The organism is Atribacterota bacterium, assembly GCA_028717805.1.
Lineage (GTDB): Bacteria > Atribacterota > Phoenicimicrobiia > Phoenicimicrobiales > Stramentimicrobiaceae > Stramentimicrobium.
Genome location: JAQUNC010000022.1, coordinates 19515 through 38948 on the forward strand (window position 1 = coordinate 19515; position 19434 = coordinate 38948).

The window sequence follows — 19434 nt, forward strand, 5'->3', positions numbered from 1 at the left end:
AGTTTTATGTTACAATTGCTAAATATTTATAAATGTTTTGCTAAAGGCACTTCTCATGAAACTGAAGCGCTAAGAGGTATTAATTTGCACATAATAGAAGGGGATTTTGTTACCGTTATTGGCAGCAACGGTGCCGGTAAATCCACTCTCTTGAATATTATTGCCGGAACTGTTCTTCCTGAAAAGGGAACTGTGCAGATTGACCATCAGGATGTAAGTAATAAAGCAGAGCATTACCGGGCTAGATTTATTGGCAGGGTCTTTCAAGATCCCCTGATGGGCACCGCACCTTCTATGACTATTGAGGAAAACCTGGCCTTATCCATTAAACGTTTTGGCAGGGGATTAAATTTGGGCTTAAACCGTCAAAGAAAAGAATATTTTCGCAATAGATTGGCTCAGCTGGAATTGAATCTGGAGAATATGCTAACCAAGAAAGTATCTTTACTATCAGGAGGGCAGAGACAGGCTTTAACAATTTTGATGGCTACTATGTTTGATCCCAAAATACTATTGTTAGATGAACATACCGCCTCTCTCGATCCTGAGATTAGCAAAAAAATACAAATTATTACCCAGGAAATTGTAAAAGAAAAGAAATTAACTACTATAATGGTAACTCATAATATGCAGGAAGCATTAAAATATGGCAATCGCACCATAATGATGGATCGTGGTCATATCATTCTGGATGTTTCTGGCAAAAAAAGAGATAATATCACTATTGATTATCTATTAAAGCAATTTTCAAAATTAAGAAAAGAAGAATATGTAGAGGATGAGTTAGTATTGGCTTAATCAATATTATTAGTTTTAATTATCTATTATAATAATTACCTTAGCTTAATAGCTTAATATTTCTTAAAAAATACATTTGATAATAAAAATTATTATCAGGAAAAGTTCTCCTGAGCTCAACAGGAGAACTTTTTATTTATGGTAAAATAAAAAAGTATAGATTGATTATAATTTGAAAAGATAAAAATAAATCCAAGGAGTATGATTTTGAAGACAGAAAAATTATATCATTATGACTCTTACCAAAAAACATTTCAAGCTAGTATTGTTGATAAATACCTTGACAAGGGAAGGTATGCGGTAATCCTAAATCAAACCTGTTTTTACCCAACCAGCGGAGGGCAGATTTGTGATAAGGGATACATTGAAGATAGACCAGTTATTGATGTAGAAGAGGATAACGAAAGGATAATTCACTATTTAGAGAATGAAATCATTGCCGGGATAGGTGAATTAGTTACCGGGACAATAGACTGGCAATATCGCTTTGACCATATGCAACAGCATACCGGTCAACATATTCTTTCTGGTGCATTAATAGAGCTCTGGCAAAAGGAGACTCAATCATTTCATATGGGTAAGGATATTTGTACAGTTGACATTCCTGCTATGGTGCTTGATGAACAAAAGATAGATGAGATAGAACAGCTGGTTAATAAAATTATTTCTGAAAACAGACAAATTTGTCATTATTATTTAAAAAACCGTGATGACTTAATCAATTATAGATTTAGAAACAAACAAGAGAAATTGGAGCAATTGAGAATTATTGCCATTGAGAATTTTGACCGCTCTGCCTGCGGTGGGACTCATTGTCAAAAAACAGGAGAGGTAGGCCTTATTAAAATAACTGGATGGGAGAATCGCAAGGATAAGACCAGGATCTCCTTCCTTTGTGGTTCTAGAGCTGTAGTTGATTACCAGCAAAAACACCGTATAATTAAAAATCTGTCTAATTTTTTTACTACCGGGATAGAAAACTTAGAAGAAAAAATTATGCGATTGAATCAGGAACAAAAGGAATTGAGTAAATTATATAGCAAAATGGAGAGAAGAATAATCGAACAGGAAAGTGAGGAGTTGAAAGAGAAAAATCGTAGAGAAGAAAAAGGCCTTTTCCTCATTGAAAAATTATTTTTGGAACAAAAAGTACAGAATGTGAGGCAGATAGCTTTATTGCTCAGCAAGGAAGAGAAGACTGTTATTATACTGGGAGCTGAAAAGCCTGAGCCGATATTATGTTTAGCCTGTTCATCTGATATAAATTATAATATTAAAGAAATACTCAATCAAGTGATGGTAGAATTTAAGGGAAAAGGTGGAGGTTCTGACTATATGGTTCTGGGGAAACTGGAAAGGGAAGAAGATGTAAAAAAAGCCTGTCAGAGGGCAGCTGAGTTAATTCTCTCTTTCTAATTACAGAATAAATTTAAGGGAAGGTATGTAAATTTCAGATGATAAAAGGATTGATGCTATTTTTAAGGCACTATCACAGGAAAAACATCTCTATTAAGATTTTATTAATTTTTGTTCTATTGTTGATTTTTACTGGCCATGCTTATGCCCAGCGGGATTATGAAAGGGAAGAGAAAATTGGTCGTCGGATGGCTGAGAGAATAGAAAAACAGTATGAACTGGTTGCAGAGGAGGAAACTCTTAATAAGGTTCAGCAGATAGGAGAACATTTAAAAGAGTTATCAGGAGTTAATGAAATTAACTATCAAATCAGAATTATTAGCAGGGAAGGACCAAACGCATTTGCTTTTCCTGGTGGATTTATCTATTTGACCGCAGATTTATTAGATTATGTGCATTCTGATGATGAACTGGCTGCTGTTATAGCGCATGAAATGGGGCATATAATTCATCAGCATTCTATCAAACAGTTACAGGATAAACAAAAATTAAAGTTAGTTGAATTACTTACTCTATTGGTAACCGGAGATCCAACACTGGGTATTCTTAGCGAGTTGACCAGTATTACCTTACTTAATGCCTATCGCAGGGAGTATGAAGAAGAAGCCGATTATACTGCACTGGAACTGTTGAATAAAAGTTACTATTATCACCCGGTAGCTTTGTTGACCTATTTCGAGCGAGTGAGCAGTGAGCACATGTTAAAACCCAGTATCGATTTAGGAATCTTTCAGACCCACCCTGATGTGAGTGAGCGAATTAAAAAAATTAAGCATTATTTGAAGGAAAATAGTATCGAAATAGACAGACGTCTTACTACCAAATATTTATTAGTGAGAGATGAATACCAGGCAGAGGATAATATGTTTATCGCCCAAATATTTATCAACAATGAACCTATATTATTCTTTACCGGCAGTGAGGAGGAGCAACTTAGCTTAAAAATGAGAGAGGTAGTATCTAATTTTGACAGAACACTAAGATTGGATTTAGCAGCATATGAAATAAGTTTATATACTGATGAGGAAGGGCAATGCACACTTAGAATAGGAAGTGAAATAATTGTATCCCTTTCCCCGGAGGAGGTTCATTTTCAGGGACTGACTCCGCAAGAAGCATTAAAATTAACCAGGGATAAAATAGCCTTGATTTTATGGAAGCTGAAGTTAGAACTCCCTGTATTACTGGTGAATGAATAAATATTTTTAAAGGTACACTTATTTGTAAATAATAATCCGGCATTATCTTCTGATGTGAGATAATGCCGGATTATTAAGTTTACAGTTACATGTATTTACGCTTATCCTAAAAGGCCAACGCTGTTTAAAAAGACAATGAATATAGCAATAGGTACCACATATTTTATCAGGAAGGAATAACTGCTACCGAGTTTAGTACTGGCACCATGGTTTACTTCTTCTAAGGCTTTATCAGTACCCCAGAACCATCCGATGAATAGTGCGGTTAATAATCCGCCTAAGGGAAGCAATACATTATTGGCAAAAAAGTCAAAAGAATCAAGAATATCCATGCCTTTTATTAACTTTACATTAGAAAGAGTGCTGTATCCCAAAGAGGGTAAAATCCCCAGTAGCCAGATTGCAATACCCATTCCTACTGTTGCCTTTTTACGATCCCACTTTATTTCATCAATAAAGTATGCTGCTACTACCTCTAACAGAGAAATGGCAGAGGTTAAAGCTGCAATAGTTAACAGGGCAAAGAAAATTATGCCAAAGATATGTCCAGCAGCACCCATTTTGGCAAATACCGCGGGAAGGGTGATGAAAGTAAGGCCGGGACCAGTAGCTGGCTCTAAACCAAAAGCAAATACTGCCGGGAAGATAACGAAACCAGCTAATAAAGCAATCAGCGTATCAGCTCCTACCACATATTTGGCATCAAGAGGAATGTCTTCATCTTTTTTCAAATAGCTACCATAGGTAATCATACAGCCCATTCCCAGACTGAGGGTAAAGAAGACTTGACCAAGGGCAGCCAGGAATCCTTCGCCGCTAAATTTACTGAAGTCTGGTCTTAAATAGAAGGACAAGCCACCACCTGCTCCTGGTAGTGTTACTGAACGAATGATAAGGATAATTAACAAAGCAAGCAGAACGGGCATCAATATTTTAGACCATCGTTCAATTCCTCTTTCCACACCACCTGCTACAATAGCTATACAGATTGCCATAAATAAGGTATGCCAGAAAATACCGCCTGCTGTGGAGCTAATTGAGCTGACAAATATGTTGGCACTGTCTGCCCCTGCCGCCATATAAGCACCAGATTTAAAGATATAAGAAAGTGCCCAACCTGCCACAACAGAATAGTAAGAAAGGATTACAAATCCAGCAAGAACACCCATATAGCCTACCAGGACCCAGGGACTGCCTGGAGAGAGCATCCTAAAAGCACCAACGGGATTTCTTTCCGTTTTACGCCCCAGTAACAATTCTGAGTTCATTACCGGATAGCCCACAAAAATTAATAGAAGTATATAAATCAAAACAAATGCTCCACCACCATATCTTCCAGTGATGTAAGGGAATCTCCAGATATTCCCCAGGCCGATTGCTGAACCGGCTGCAGCAGCAATAAATCCCATACGTGTTTGCCACTGTCCTCTTCCAGTTTCGTTCATTTCTTATCATCTCCTTATAAATAAATTAATGTTTTTAGCATACATAAAAGATAAGCTGAGTTTAAATTTTAGTGTCAATAACAGTTAGTAAAGTACTGAGTAATTATGTAGGTAACTTTACATTTTTCTATAGCTGATTTAGCTATCACCCCCCTTCTTGATTTATTTTTTAATCAGAGTCAAATAAGCTGAGAAGAACTATTGAATGATAATTTATTATGAAAACAGTTATTATATTTGCCTTTCAAATTGTTAGCTGGTCATAATTTAAATAATTAATTTTATAGTTTAGCACCTTTTATTATTAATGTCAAAAAGAATTACAGCAAAATATTTTAATCAAATCAATAATAGGATATTAGATGTATAAAGTGAAGATGGCTAATTGAGGGAAATATTATAATATAATAATTAATTTTTAAAACAGTACCTTCATTTAGTAATATAATTGATAAGCTACTGGTAATTTTTCCAAGTATAATTGGCAAAAGAGACACTTTAGATTATAATTTCTAATAATAGACCTTTTTAAAGATTGTCTCAAGAAACCAGGAAACTAGGAACTGGATTTTTAGCCTCTACAGGCGTTGGATATTTTTTAGGTAAGGAATTTTTAGGTAAAATGAATAATAACAGTGATAAGGCCTGTGCCCATGTTATGGTCAGCGGCAGAGTACAAGGAGTGGCATTTCGTTATTATGCCAGGAATATTGCCTATCAGCTTGGGATTAAGGGCTGGATTAAAAATTTGGCCAATGGCGATGTAGAATTAGTTATTGCAGGTCGCCAAGAATCAGTGAAAAAGATGGTGGAATGGTGTAAAAAAGGGCCCCGTATGGCTATAGTAGAAAACACAGAAGTTGATTGGTTGCCTTATTCCGGAGAATACAATCTATTTCAAATAAAAACATAATTAAAAATAGAAGATGCTATTCTATCAGTAAAATAATCTCCTTCATTGCGAGATAAAGAGAAAGGTGAAGCGTATGTTGATCTTACAGGAAGTGTCCTACCTGGCTGCTTTTATGGCTGGAATTCTTTCTTTTCTTTCCCCCTGTATTTTACCTTTGGTTCCCGGATATATTTCCTTTGTCTCCGGCATATCCCTCCAGGAACTAAGTGGACAAAACAATAAAAGTTCCAGGTCAATGTATCGTGTTTTAACGGGAGCTTTAAGTTTTATTTTGGGTTTTTCCCTGGTGTTTATATCATTAGGAGCTTCAGCAACATTGCTGGGCAGATTTTTGCAGGAGTATTCCATGTGGTTTAAAAGAATAGGAGGAATAATTATTATTCTATTTGGATTACATATGTTACAATTAATAAATATTCCTTTTCTTCATTATCAAAAAAGAATTAATATTAAACAAAGCCTATCTTTTAATTTATTTCTAACACCATTTATCATTGGCTTCGCCTTTGCCTTTAGCTGGACTCCCTGCATTGGTCCTATTTTAGCGGCAATTCTGGTTTATGCTGGTACCCAGGAAACGGTCAGTAAAGGAATAAAATTATTATCATTTTATTCTGCTGGCTTGGCAATTCCGTTTTTATGTACAGCATTGGCGGTAAATCAATTCTATAAACTGACTGGAAAAATTAAAAAATATTTTCATATGATAGAAATGGTTGGGGGATTGCTTTTAGTTATTATTGGTATATTGGTGTTTAGTGATGCCTTATCCCTCATTTCTAAATACTTAAGTTAACATTTGACTTAAGTTTGGTGCAGGGTATAATAAAATAATATTTATATTTATAAATTTAAATGAAGCAGGTAAGATAATGATTTCAGAAATATTTTTAAAAAGAAAGAAAGCAGATTTATATCTTTTTTTAATTCTAATTATTTTCTTTTTTACTTTATTAAATCTTAGCAATTATTCAGATAAGTTTGTGGTACAGGCTCACAATAACCTTAACTGGTTATCTTATGAACAGGCATTGACCAGATCCCGGGTGGAGGACATTCCTGCTATAATCTATTTCTATTCTGATGATTGCGGATGGTGCAGGAAAATGGAGCAAGAAACCTTCGCTACTAAGGAAGTTCAGGATTTATTGAATAAAAATTTTACTATGGCAAAAATAAATGGAAAATCTAATGAGCAAGTCCTGATTGGTGGAGAGAAAAAAACAGAAAAGTGGTTATCAACTGCAATTTATCAGGTTACGGGATTTCCTTCTATCTGGTTCCTTAACAGTGGTAATGGAAGAATCGCTAATTTACCGGGATTTGTGCCTCCTGATGTATTTTTAGATGTTCTTATCTATATTAAAGATGGTTTTTATAAAGAACATACTTTTCCGCAGTATATGGAATTACAGAAAAAATAGGCCGTAATAGTTTATAATTTGATGAGCAAAACCACCTTTAATTTATTAACCTGTCAAATATACCCATAATAATGTCTAATTGGCAAAAAAATCCTCCATACTATTTTAGTTAAAAATTAGTAGAAGAAATGAGCTATACGGATTTATTAATAAATAAAATGGTAAGGTCAGGTTGGTAATATTGAAAGATATAGCAGTTGAAGTGGAGAGTATAATTGCAAAAATCAGGCTAGTTAGCTCCGAGAAAGGAGTTATTGTTGCTTTTTCCGGGGGTTTGGATAGCACTGTAGTACTTTTTTTAACCAGACAGGCTCTGGGACAAGAAAGGGTAATGGCCGTTAATGTAGATTTTGGATTATTCACTTATGATTCAGCGCGTCAGAACGTAAATGAGCTATGTGCAGAAATGCAGGTAAAATTAGAGAGGATTTCTGGAGAGCTCTATCAAAGGCAAACGATGAAAGGCGGACCGGACTGTAATTTATGTACCAGAAAAATAAAATTAGGTTTAATAAAAGCCTATACCAGCCATAAACTTGTTTTTACCGGTTCCAATCAGAGCGATAGCTGGGGAAAATATGGCACAGATTTTTCTGCTGGTTATTATGCCCCTTTGTTTCACTATTCCAAAGGGGAAATAGGAAAGATAGCGGATTATTTAAACCTGAAGATTAAACGAATTGGAGAAAATGTTTTTCGAGAAGGCTGTAAATTAAAACATTTACTCAAACCTCTGATTAATCTTTCCTATCATGGACAAGCAGTCAGTTTAGCCAATGAAATTTTATTGCAGCAAATAAGAGAATTAAACCTTAATACCGAAATAGCCAATGTAAAGGTAATTGGTCCTTTAAATAAAAATATTGCCCTTATCAATATTTTTCCTCTCCCGGCTAACGACAGGCATTTAAAAATAATTTATAATAATATTGCTGGTGTTAAGGAGATTGATAGTTGTTCTATTGTTAATCAACCATTGCAACTAACCATCAAGGCAGACAAGGGTCAATTCAATAACTTACGTTCACGTTACTGGATTGAGCAGGGCAGGTTACAGCCTGAATTTGCCTCTCCGCTCAAATTTAGATGGTTATTGACTACTAACAGCAGGTTGAAAACATTTCAGGTTGTTGATTATAATTATATAAAGGATAATGATAGCTATATCGTAAAAAAGAGGTAACTGTTTGCTGGCATCATATAGAACTAAAAATATAAACAAAGGAGTAGATTATGAATAAAGAATTAGGTTTTGTCAATCCAGAAGAAGTATTAAAAAATGCGGTGGAATTGATGGCTTTATCAGCCCGAACAGCACCGAAGGCTGCAGGCAAGGATTTTGTGGTAATTAAGGTAATCAGTGGAGATGAAGTAATCAGGCTGGGAGAGGCAATGATTCATTATGGTATAGAGCAAAACAAGCGCAATTTTGATCGTGATGGTGAAAATGTGAAAAATTCTCCCGTAGTGTTATTGATTGGCTTAAAAGATTCCCAGACCTTGGGATTGGATTGCGGGGCTTGTGGATTTGACCAGTGTTCCAAATGCCAGACCCATAAAGGACCGGAATTTGATGGTCCTCAGTGTGCTTTACATATTTTAGATATGGGCATTGCTATTGGTTCAGCAGTAAAGGCGGCCGCTATCCTGGGAATTGACAATAGAATCATGTATCGGATAGGAGTGGTTGCCAAGAAGGCTGGTTTTATTGAAGCCAGTTTTGTGATGGGTATTCCATTTTCCGTAACCGGTAAAAATATTTATTTTGACCGATAGATAACAAACCAAATACAGCACTTTTCTTAAAAGAAAAAAGAAAGTGGGAAATATTTTCACATATAATAGACTATAACTGTGCAAAAAATACACAGTTGACTATTATTAGGGTTAATCTTGATTCTAATAAGGGATAGTCTCGAAAAATAAAAACTTTGACCAAATAATATATTCTTAGATTGTTAAATAAATTTTGAATTTATTAGAAAGAAATAATATCCTTATTCTGATTCTGGCATAAAAATTGCTTATATTTAGATTAATAGATATTTATGGTAGGGAGATGATATTTATGTCAGGACAATTCTGGTAATTAACTTAATTTTTAGACAGAAATGCTGGCCACAATAGTTAATCTGGTCAAAAAATATCTTAATTTTAAAGAGGAGGATAAGATATGTTAAAAAATAGTTTGATAAAAAAACAAAAGATATATTTTACTATAGTAATACTTACCTTTATGCTCATGTTGACTTCAAATATGGCAGTTTTTGCGGTTGAAGATCAACTGACTATTCAATCGCTCAGTGGTGACATTGCCGAGATTGCGGAAAGGGTAGGACCGGCAGTGGTAAACATTGATGTGATGCGCTATGTAGAAACTTCACCATTTCGTTTTAGAGATCCTGTCTTTGAGTGGTTTTTTGAACAGCGTGAAGAATTTAGAAGAAGAATTCCCCAGAAAGGAGCCGGATCAGGCTTTATTGTTGACAAAGAGGGATATGTTCTAACCAATGAACATGTAGTAAGTGGAGCAGAAGAAATCAAGGTAACCTTATCTGATGGACGAGAATTCAAAGGAAAGGTTGTAGGCTCGGATGTTACCACCGATATGGCCATAGTCAAAATTGATGCCAATAACCTGCCCGTGGTTGAATTGGGAGACTCCGATGAATTAAGAGTGGGTGAGATAGTAATTGCCATTGGTAATCCTTATGGTTTAGAAAAAACGGTAACTATGGGTGTGGTCAGTGCCAAAGGTAGAAATATTTCAGCTGGGACAGATGGTCATGAATATAGTAATCTGATTCAGACTGATACCGCCATAAACCCGGGAAACAGTGGCGGCCCTCTTTTAAATACCAAAGGGGAAGTGGTAGGAATTAATACTGCCATAATTCCCTATGCCCAGGGCATTGGATTTGCCATCCCGGTTAATATTGCTCAAAGAAATCTTGATGATTTGATTACCCTGGGAAAGGTTAGGAGAGCCTGGCTGGGTGTATACATCCAGGAAGTAACTCCTGAGATAGCAGAACAATTCAATCTGGATAAGGCGGAAGGAGTACTGATTGCCGATGTTATTGTCGGTGGTCCTGCTGAGGAATCCGGACTTTCTCGGGGTGACATAATATTATCAGTAAATGACCAGATAGTAAATACACCTCAGGAGTTGCAGGATACCATTCGTGCTTTACAAATTGGTGATAAAGCTACCTTGCAAGTGAAGCGGGACGGAAAAGAGGTTTCTTTTGTAGTGAAAATCGGAGAAATGCCTGCTGATGAAACTATAACCACCAAAGAGAAGGTGTTTACAGAACAGACTGGTATTAAAGTGGAAGAAGTAACCCCGGAAATTGCCCGTGAAGCTGGTTTACCAAGGGTAACCGGCTTGGTTATTACTGATGTTATTCCGGGAAGCTCTGCTGATGATATGGGTTTAAGAAGTGATGATATTATTCTGGAGGCAAACAGGAATGAGGTATCCACCATTGAGGATTGGGAAGATATCATAAATAAATTAACTCCTGGAGATACCTTGCTTCTGCTGATTTTCAGAAATAATCGCACCTATTATGTTCCCCTTAAGATAGTTGAACTGGAATAGTAATATTCTAATTTTGAAAAACACAATCCGTGGGGAAAATATGATAATAATAGTACGATAAGGAATAATAAGAAAAGGAGAACCAGTCTTATGCTGCTGGTTCTCCTTTTCTTATCAGAGGGAAATTAGATTTATGGCATCTAACAGAGATGGAAGAAGAATATATACCAGAAATAGTGCCTATACTGTTTTGATATTAGTCCTTTTATTTACCCTGGTGCTTGGTTATATCAGTTATTACGAATTGCAGAGAGAAAAGAACTATTTACTGGAATTAGCCCGCTCAGAAGGACTAAATATTGCCTTTTCCATTCAGACTTTAGGTTCTGAATTCATTGTCAACAGGAACATTTTAATAGAAGTGCTCAATCTTTTTCAAAAAGAGGGTATTACCTTTATTGATATTGTAGACAGCAATGGTCTGGTGCGAATGAGCACCGATGAGCTAAGGATGAATGAGAGGGTGGAGATTCAGCATCCGGGCAGAGTAAATTATTTCCAAATCCGTGACCAGGAAAACAGAAGATTTCTTCAGATTATTAAGCCCTTTGATTTTGGTGATCATTTTGCCTCTGATTTATTCGGGTATCTTTTTTTACGTGATAAATATCTATCGATTGGCATAAATTTAGAAGATTATTATCTGCGTTACAATCAGATTAAACAAAGGATTATTCTGAATTATCTGGTTATTCTGCTTATTTCTCTGCTGGGTATCTTTATGATTTTTCGTCAGCAGGAGAATATTATAGTAAAAAGGACTCTCCGTAATATGAGAGATTATACCACTAAACTATTAGAAACCATGGATAGTGGAGTAATATCGGTTAACCAGCACCATATTATCCAGACTATCAATAAGAAGAGTGAAGAGATTTTTCAGGTGAAAAGAGAAGCGGTCTTAAACAGAGATGCCGAAGAAGTGCTTCCTCTTCAGGTTAGGGGTAAATCTGTCTATCAGCTGGGATTGCAGGAAGGAAGGAAAATTGAAGAAGAAGTTGAATTGGAAATCGGAGGTAATGTGCGCAAAATTTTAGAAATCAATACCTCTTTTCTGGAGGGTGAACAGGACCAGGCAGGAGGAATGGTAATTCTGGTAAGAGATATTACTAGACTGAAAAGATTGTCAGAGGAGATAAACAGGAATAAAAGATTAGCTTCTCTGGGACACATTGCCAGCGCTATTGCTCATGAGATAAGGAATCCCCTGAGCTCTATTCGAGGCTTGACCCAATTTCTTTTTCAATCCTATCCCGAGGATGATGAACGAAAGGGTGATTTAAAGGTAATTATCAAGGAAGTAGACCGGCTAAATCAATTGATTAACCAGGTGCTTGATTTTTCCAGACCTAAAAAATTAAATATCAGCTGTTTTGCTTTAGGAGATATGCTGAAAGAATTAGTTCATCTGTTAAAATTGGAAAGCAGGGAAAAGGAGATTCAATTTCAGCTGGCTCTGGATTGTCCCCGGCAAAATATTTTTGCCGATAAAGACCAAATTAGACAGGCCTTAATGAATATTATTCTAAACTCTATTCAGGCAGTTTCCCGACAGGGAAAGATTGTCATTTCCTTGCAATTATCTCATTATCAGGATCAGGAGGCAGTGCTAATTTCCATTAAGGATGATGGGGTAGGGATGGCAGAGGCAGAACTATCCCATATATTTGATCCGTTTTTTACTACTCGAAGTCAGGGCACTGGCTTAGGCCTCTCCATTGCCTATAATATAATTGAGATGCATCAGGGTACCATTACCGTACAATCAGAGAAAGGAAAAGGCACTGAAGTAAGAATATTTATTCCATCAGGGGGGAAGAAAGAGATTGAATAGAATTATGGTTGTTGATGATGAGGAAAGCATTAGAATGATGCTCCAGAGGGTGCTTTCTGGCCAGCAATATGAGATTGATGAGGCGGCAAATGGTGCAGAAGCACTGGCAAAGGTACAGAAGGAAAAATACAGGATTATCCTGCTGGACTTAAGGATGCCGGAAATGAACGGGCTACAAGTAATTGAAAAGATGAAAGAAATGGATATTAATACACCCATAATTATGATGTCTGCATATGGCACTGTACCGGAGGCTGTAGAGGCCATGAAATTAGGAGCAATGGATTATCTGGTCAAGCCCTTTGATTTAGATGAATTAAAAATGACTCTGGAGCGCATTATCAGACAGGATGAAATAAAGAATGAAAATCAATATTTTCGGGAGGAAGAAGACAGAAGATTTAATTTCAAGGAGATTGTGGGACAGAGCTCAGCAATGAAGAGGGTATTGGAGATGGTTAAGAAGGTTGCTCCTCTCCCCACTACAGTAATGATTACCGGAGAGAGCGGTACCGGAAAAGAACTGATTGCCCGTGCCATTCATAAGAATAGTCCCCGTCAAGACAAACCGTTTGTGGTGGCCAACTGTGTAGCCTTTTCCCCCAATATACTGGAAAGCGAACTTTTCGGTCATGAAAAGGGAGCTTTTACCGGTGCCACCTCCAGAAGAATAGGTCGATTTGAGATTGCCCATGGTGGGACCCTCTTTCTGGACGAAATAGGAGAAGTAAATGTCGCTACGCAAGCCAAATTATTAAGGGTAGTTCAGGAAAAGGAATTTGAAAGAGTGGGAAGTTCTACCAGTATCAAGATTGATACCAGAATTGTAGCTGCTACCAATAAGGATTTGGAGAGAGAGGTTAAGGAAAATAGATTCCGGGAAGACCTTTTTTATCGGCTTAATGTCTTCCATATTGATGTCCCTCCCCTAAGGGAAAGAAAAGAGGATATTCCCCTCCTGCTGCAGCATTTTATAAAAAAATATAATCAAATTTTAAATAAACGCATTGCCCATATCTCCCCGGAAGGAATATCTTTATTGATGGACTATTCCTTTCCCGGAAATGTGAGAGAACTGGAAAATATCATGGAAAGAGCAACCATAATGTGTAATAGTAATATGATAGATAAAGAATTGCTATTCTTTTTAGAGCAGAAAAATACCAGTCATCATGCCGAAACCTTAAAAGAAATGGAAAAGGAATTAATCAAAAAAAGCCTTATTCAAAATAAAGGCAACAGAACCAGAACTGCACAGGCTCTGGGTATTAGCAGGAGAAATCTAATTTTTAAGTTAAAGGAATATCAAATAGATATTAAACCGGAAAAATAAAGGATTAATTGTGATAAGGGAGGTAAAAAGAATATGTTATTATTAATTGATGTTGGGAATACCCATACCACTATTGGTATCTATGAAGGTGATAAAATAAAGAATCACTGGCGTATATCTACTGATTTAAGAAAGACTGAAGATGAATTTGCCATGCTTTTTAAAAATTTACTGGCAGAACAGGCACTGACCTTTAGTGATATAAAGGCAGTGGCAATATCTTGTGTAGTTCCTCCTTTAATCTGGATCTTAAATAAGATGTCCCGGGAATATTGCCATGTTAATCCACTTTTGGTCAACTCAAAAATTAACCTGAATATCAAAATAAAGACTGATTATCCCGAGGAGGTTGGTGCCGACAGAATAGTAAATGCCGTAGCAGTATTTGCGCTCTATGGAGCCCCTGCCATTATTATTGATTTTGGAACTGCTACTACTTTCTGTGCCCTGGATAAAGAAGGAAATTACATTGGAGGTGCCATAGCACCTGGTCTGGGATTATCCAGCAATGCCTTGTTTGAAAAAACCTCTAAACTGCCTAAGGTGGAATTGAAAAAATGTGAACAAGCTATTGGTCACAATACCATACAGGCAATTCAGTCTGGTGTTTACCTTGGACATCTGGGATTAACCAGAGAATTAATCGATCGTTTTAAGAAGGAATTAAAGGGAAAACCTATGGTTATTGCTACCGGGGGATATGCTGAATTGATAGGCAAAAGCACTTCTCTATTTGACAGAATTGATCCATTGCTTACCCTAGAAGGTCTGAAGATAATCTATCATCTGAATATTTAAAAGAGTACCATAATCTCAAAACATTCCTTTACCCTGAAATACTCCTTTTGCAATGAGGAGTTATAGAAATATATGCCCTACAGGTTGACATCTAATTTAAGAAAAGATAAGATTGTTTAAAGTTTTATCAATGTCTTTGTAGCAGAAAGACATTGCAGAAAATAAGAAGGGGAAAGGAGTGATTTTTAATGTGGGAAAATAAGTTAATTAAAGAAGATGGATTGACCTTCGATGATGTCTTGCTGGTTCCTCAAAATTCTAAATTAATTCCCAAAGAAATTTATTTACATACCTCATTATCCCGGAATATTACCCTGAACATTCCCTTGGTAAGTGCCGCTATGGATAGGGTAACCGAGTCAAGCCTGGCCATTGCTCTGGCTCGGGAAGGAGGCATCGGAATAATTCATAAAAATATGTCTATCCAGGAACAGGTGCGGGAAATTGACCGGGTAAAGCGCTCAGAAAGCGGAATAATTGTGGAACCGATAGCTTTAACAGAAGATAAAAAGGTCAAAGATGCCTTAGCCTTAATGCAACACTATCATATTTCTGGCATTCCGATAGTAAATCATAATAAAAAATTAGTAGGTATCTTAACCAATAGAGACATCCGTTTTTTAGAAGATGTGGAAATACAAATCAGCGAGGTAATGACCAGAGAACCTTTAATTACCGGTAAAGTAGGAACAACCCTGGAAGAGGCAAAGAAGATACTGTACCAGAACCGCATAGAGAAGCTGCCCCTGATAGATGAAAACTATATCTTAAAGGGCTTGATTACCATTAAAGATATTGAGAAAGTCAGACAGTACCCTAATGCCTGTAAAGATGCCAATGGCCGTTTAAGAGTTGGTGCAGCAGTAGGCGTTTCTTCTGATACCTTTCGGCGAGTGGAAGCAATCCTTCAGGCTCATGCTGATGTAGTGGCAGTAGATACTGCTCATGCCGATTCGGAGAGAGTGCTCAATATTATCAGGGAAATAAAGAAAAGATTTGATATAGAATTGATTGGCGGAAATGTAGCGACCTATGAAGGTGCCAAGAGATTAATTGCAGCCGGTGTGGATGCCATTAAAGTAGGTATAGGACCCGGCTCTATCTGTACTACCAGAATAGTAACAGGAGTGGGAGTGCCGCAAATTTACGCTATTAAAGAGTGCTCCAGAGCCTGTCGAGAAAAGAATATTCCCCTCATTGCCGATGGTGGGATTCGTTATTCCGGTGATATTTGTAAAGCCCTGGCTGTTGGTGCTGATTCCATAATGGTTGGCAGTCTTTTTGCCGGTACCGAGGAAAGCCCGGGAGAGGTAGTGCTTTATAAAGGCAGAAGTTATAAAGAGTATAGAGGAATGGGCTCTATAGGCGCGATGAAAGAAGGGAGTCGAGACCGTTATTTCCAGGAAGATAATGAGAGTAGCAAGCTGGTTCCTGAAGGAATCGAAGGAAGGGTCCCCTACAAAGGCCCACTATCCAGTTGTGTTTATCAATTAATGGGTGGATTGAAAGCCGGAATGTCTTACTGTGGTGCAGCAAACATCAAAGAACTGCAGGAAAAAAGCCGCTTAATCAAAATTACCAATGCTGCTTTAAGAGAAAGCCATCCCCATGATATTATTATCACCAAAGAAGCTCCCAACTATGAAATTGAATAGCATAAATTATTATAATTAGAATCTAAAGCCCATAATATAATTATAGAGCATTAGAAAATTAAGGAAAGTGGAATTAAATAATGAGAGATGACATAGTATGTGATGCTCACTGTGATACAGTAATTGACCTATTAAAAAAGAAGAAAAAAATGGGAGAACTATCCTCTCGAGGACACATCGATATCCCGCGTTTACAAAGAGGTAAGGTTGATGTTCAGGTTTTTGCCATCTATATCGAGAAACAATTTAAGCCTGACCGTTCTCTGTCCAGAGCTCTGCAGCTAATTGATTGTCTCTTGCTGGAATTAACAACCAATAATGATAGAATTGAACTGGCTACCTCTCCGCAAGATATAGCAGCCATTGTATCGGCTAATAAGATTGTCGCCCTACTGGCTATTGAAGGTGGGGAGGCATTAGAAGGCAAATTGTATAACCTCAGGAATTTTTACCGCCTGGGAGTCAGAATAATAACTCTGACCTGGAATCAACGTAATGCTATTGCCGACGGCAGTGATTACCCGGATTCAAAAAGAGGGCTAACTTCTTTTGGTAAAAAAGTGGTAAAAGAGATGAATCGCCTGGGAATGATAATTGATGTTTCTCACCTTTCTGAATCCGGTTTTTGGGGTGTACTGAGAGCAACTTGTCAGCCAGTCATAGCTTCCCACTCCAATTGTTACCAGCTCCTTCCTCACCGGCGTAATCTAAAGGATAAACAAATTAAGGCCATAGCCGAAAATGGTGGACTGATCTGTGTAACCTATGTGCCTAATTTTCTAATTAAGGAAAAACGAAAGGCAACCATAGATGATATTACCACTCATATCGACTATCTGGTGAATCTGGTCGGTGTTGATTTTATCGGTCTGGGTTCTGATTTTGATGGATGTCGGTCTTTACCTGAGGGATTGGATGGAGCAGATAAAGTCTTCAGGATTGGAGAGAAATTAGCTCAAAAAGGTTATTCCCCAAGTGATATTAACAAAATTATGGGGAAAAATTTTCTGCAATTATTTAAACAGGTTACCGGAAGTGGTGTAAGCAATTAGTAATTAGTGATGAGTGATTTGTGGCGAAAAATGTTTATGATATAAATTTTCTGCCATATTGTATAATTATTATATTCTCTTATAATAAAGTTATGGACGAGAGTCAAAAAGAAAAAAAGAAAAGGACTGAAAAGTTATGAACATCTCAACCCGAAATATTTCTCTGGTCAGTATATTAGTCGCTATGAGTATAATACTTTCCCGCATAGCCAGTATCAGAATTGCTGTAGGTGGAGTGGAAGGAATAAGAATTGGTTTTGGTAAATTACCCATTATTCTGGGAAGCTTTATAATGGGCCCCTTCTACGGTGGTTTGATTGGTGCCATCTCAGATTTTCTGGGTTATCTTATTCAACCGATAGGTCCCTATATACCACACTTTACAGTTATATCGGCTTTGTGTGGGATTCTTCCTGTTGTTTTATTCCGTATGTTGAGAGGAAATGAAGAGCATATAATAAATATTCTTATTCCGGTAGGAATAACCGTCAGCATTACCGAACTATTCTTAATATCTTACAGTCTTCATATCATTTTCGCTATTCCCTGGCAAATCTTAATGATTCCCAGGCTAATCAGTGTACCTATTACCATAATTATATACTCCTATCTCATCCATGCCTTTATTCGTCGGAAAGTGGTTCAGGTTGCCCATCATTAGGGATAGCCTCTTACCTGATTAGAGAATTCCTAAAGAATGTTCTTTCCCTAACCATATCTTTATTTAACTGAAAGCCATATTTTGTTATAATAATTATAGATAGGAGGCTCTGCCCAAGAGGATAAAAAATAAGTCAGGAGGTCAAAATGGTAGAATTTAATTTAGAAAAAGGTTTAAAGGGTGTTGCCCAGATGGTGGTTGGTGCAGATAATATGGCCGAAAAATTTTCCAGGCCAATGCCCCCTTCCTTTGCTACTCCCATGCTTGTTTCTCTGATGGATAATGCCGCCATTGAAGCAGTCAAAAAAGATTTACCGCCAGGATACATTACTGTGGCCACCTCTATTACCATCAAGCATCTGGCGCCCACACCGGAGGGAATGACTGTCACTGCCCAGGCAGAATTGATAGATGTTTTTCAGAATCGTCTTATCTTTGCCGTAACGGCCTTTGATGAAATGGAAAAGATAGGAGAGGGACAGGTAGAACGGTTTATCATTGATTTAGAAAAATTCTCCCAGAAGGTACTGGATAAAAAGAAAAAAGAAGGGGACCCCCTATAAGGAATGAAAAAATTGATACTAACATTTTTACCATAGATTGAATTTATAATTTTGCCTGCTAAAACTAAAAAAGGTTTTATTAAAAAGGGAAAACCACACCCCTTGAGGTGTGGTTTTTTTCTAGATTATTCTTTACAATAATCATAAAATAGAGAAATAAAAGAGGTGAGGAATTTATTTTACACTGGCAGATTCTTTTTTAGTTTTTCCCTCCGCAGGCTTAAAATTGCCATTAGAATTATCAGAATCTTTTTTGGTGGCTTTATCAGGACTGCTGCTTAACCTTTCTTTGGGGAGGCTGCTCCTGCGGTTATCTGTGCTATAAAAACCACTTCCTTTCAGGATGAAGCTTACATTCTTACTGATTAAACGAGATACTTCTCCCTGGCATTTAGGACAGCATTGCAAGGTTGGTTCAGTTATAGATTGAAATTTTTCGAAAATATAACTGCATTTTTTACATTGATATTCATAAGTCGGCATATTTTTTTCAGCTCCTTCCTTAAGTTTCCGATTAAAAATAATATTTCATTTTAACAGATTTGTCAAGATATTTTCAAGTTTTTGTGAATTAAAAATTAAAACTGCATACAGAATTATAAATGATACAGGGGAATGATACAGGGGACGGTTCTCTGTTTGACACATTTTCTCTTATGCTTTAGAATAAATTTACTAAATCTTTCTTTATGGAGTCTCTCTTATGCCCAGAGCAGCCCGCATTAAAAGCAGTACCGGT

The 19434-nt window shown here is 36.9% G+C and carries 18 protein-coding genes; 16 read left to right on the forward strand and 2 right to left on the reverse strand.

The window, feature by feature from the left end; genetic code table 11:
* Positions 1–6 precede the first annotated feature (6 nt).
* The 3 genes from PHD84_06185 to PHD84_06195 all read left to right on the forward strand — a co-directional run bounded on the left by PHD84_06185 (position 7) and on the right by PHD84_06195 (position 3413).
* On the forward strand, positions 7–798 hold the full coding sequence (locus PHD84_06185) for an ATP-binding cassette domain-containing protein (GenBank protein MDD5637385.1): 792 nt from the start codon (positions 7–9) through the stop codon (positions 796–798).
* 207 nt (positions 799–1005) lie between these two features.
* Complete coding sequence (locus PHD84_06190) at positions 1006–2214, forward strand: alanine--tRNA ligase-related protein (protein MDD5637386.1); 1209 nt, start codon at positions 1006–1008, stop codon at positions 2212–2214.
* Positions 2215–2252: 38 nt separating this feature from the next.
* Complete coding sequence (locus PHD84_06195) at positions 2253–3413, forward strand: M48 family metalloprotease (GenBank protein MDD5637387.1); 1161 nt, start codon at positions 2253–2255, stop codon at positions 3411–3413.
* Positions 3414–3514: 101 nt separating this feature from the next.
* Here the strand turns inward: PHD84_06195 and PHD84_06200 are convergent, their stop codons facing one another.
* A complete protein-coding gene (locus tag PHD84_06200) occupies positions 3515–4858 on the reverse strand; it encodes a sodium-dependent transporter (protein ID MDD5637388.1) in 1344 nt (447 codons plus the stop codon).
* A 622-nt stretch (positions 4859–5480) separates the two neighbouring features.
* On the opposite strand from PHD84_06200, the gene PHD84_06205 reads away from it, so the two are divergent.
* The 13 genes from PHD84_06205 to PHD84_06265 all read left to right on the forward strand — a co-directional run bounded on the left by PHD84_06205 (position 5481) and on the right by PHD84_06265 (position 18695).
* Complete coding sequence (locus PHD84_06205) at positions 5481–5771, forward strand: acylphosphatase (protein MDD5637389.1); 291 nt, start codon at positions 5481–5483, stop codon at positions 5769–5771.
* A 73-nt stretch (positions 5772–5844) separates the two neighbouring features.
* Positions 5845–6567, forward strand: a complete 723-nt coding sequence (locus PHD84_06210; GenBank protein ID MDD5637390.1) for a cytochrome c biogenesis protein CcdA — start codon at positions 5845–5847, stop codon at positions 6565–6567.
* Between the two features lie 76 nt (positions 6568–6643).
* Positions 6644–7195 (forward strand): thioredoxin fold domain-containing protein, encoded by a 552-nt coding sequence (locus tag PHD84_06215; GenBank protein ID MDD5637391.1) that lies wholly within the window; start codon positions 6644–6646, stop codon positions 7193–7195.
* Between the two features lie 181 nt (positions 7196–7376).
* Positions 7377–8378: an ATP-binding protein gene (locus PHD84_06220; GenBank protein MDD5637392.1), complete on the forward strand. Its 1002-nt coding sequence runs from the start codon at positions 7377–7379 to the stop codon at positions 8376–8378.
* A 50-nt stretch (positions 8379–8428) separates the two neighbouring features.
* Entirely contained in the window at positions 8429–8971 is a 543-nt protein-coding gene (locus tag PHD84_06225; GenBank protein MDD5637393.1) for a DUF2148 domain-containing protein, read from the forward strand.
* Positions 8972–9368: 397 nt separating this feature from the next.
* Positions 9369–10799 (forward strand): Do family serine endopeptidase, encoded by a 1431-nt coding sequence (locus PHD84_06230; GenBank protein MDD5637394.1) that lies wholly within the window; start codon positions 9369–9371, stop codon positions 10797–10799.
* A 133-nt stretch (positions 10800–10932) separates the two neighbouring features.
* Positions 10933–12633 (forward strand): ATP-binding protein, encoded by a 1701-nt coding sequence (locus PHD84_06235; protein ID MDD5637395.1) that lies wholly within the window; start codon positions 10933–10935, stop codon positions 12631–12633.
* Positions 12626–13966: a sigma-54 dependent transcriptional regulator gene (locus PHD84_06240; protein MDD5637396.1), complete on the forward strand. Its 1341-nt coding sequence runs from the start codon at positions 12626–12628 to the stop codon at positions 13964–13966. Before PHD84_06235 ends, PHD84_06240 begins: the two co-directional genes overlap by 8 nt.
* A gap of 33 nt (positions 13967–13999) precedes the next feature.
* The gene (locus tag PHD84_06245) at positions 14000–14764 is read left to right on the forward strand and encodes a type III pantothenate kinase (protein MDD5637397.1); all 765 of its coding nucleotides are present in this window, start codon (positions 14000–14002) and stop codon (positions 14762–14764) included.
* Positions 14765–14952: 188 nt separating this feature from the next.
* Positions 14953–16419, forward strand: coding sequence for an IMP dehydrogenase (guaB, locus tag PHD84_06250; GenBank protein MDD5637398.1), 1467 nt, complete (start codon positions 14953–14955; stop codon positions 16417–16419).
* Positions 16420–16499: 80 nt separating this feature from the next.
* The gene (locus PHD84_06255) at positions 16500–17471 is read left to right on the forward strand and encodes a dipeptidase (protein ID MDD5637399.1); all 972 of its coding nucleotides are present in this window, start codon (positions 16500–16502) and stop codon (positions 17469–17471) included.
* Between the two features lie 136 nt (positions 17472–17607).
* Positions 17608–18132, forward strand: coding sequence for a folate family ECF transporter S component (locus tag PHD84_06260; protein MDD5637400.1), 525 nt, complete (start codon positions 17608–17610; stop codon positions 18130–18132).
* A 146-nt stretch (positions 18133–18278) separates the two neighbouring features.
* Positions 18279–18695: a thioesterase family protein gene (locus tag PHD84_06265; GenBank protein ID MDD5637401.1), complete on the forward strand. Its 417-nt coding sequence runs from the start codon at positions 18279–18281 to the stop codon at positions 18693–18695.
* Between the two features lie 174 nt (positions 18696–18869).
* Here the strand turns inward: PHD84_06265 and PHD84_06270 are convergent, their stop codons facing one another.
* Positions 18870–19178 carry a zinc ribbon domain-containing protein gene (locus PHD84_06270; protein ID MDD5637402.1) on the reverse strand — a complete coding sequence of 103 codons (309 nt, stop codon included), beginning with the start codon at positions 19176–19178 and terminating at the stop codon, positions 18870–18872.
* Between the last annotated feature and the right edge of the window lie 256 nt (positions 19179–19434).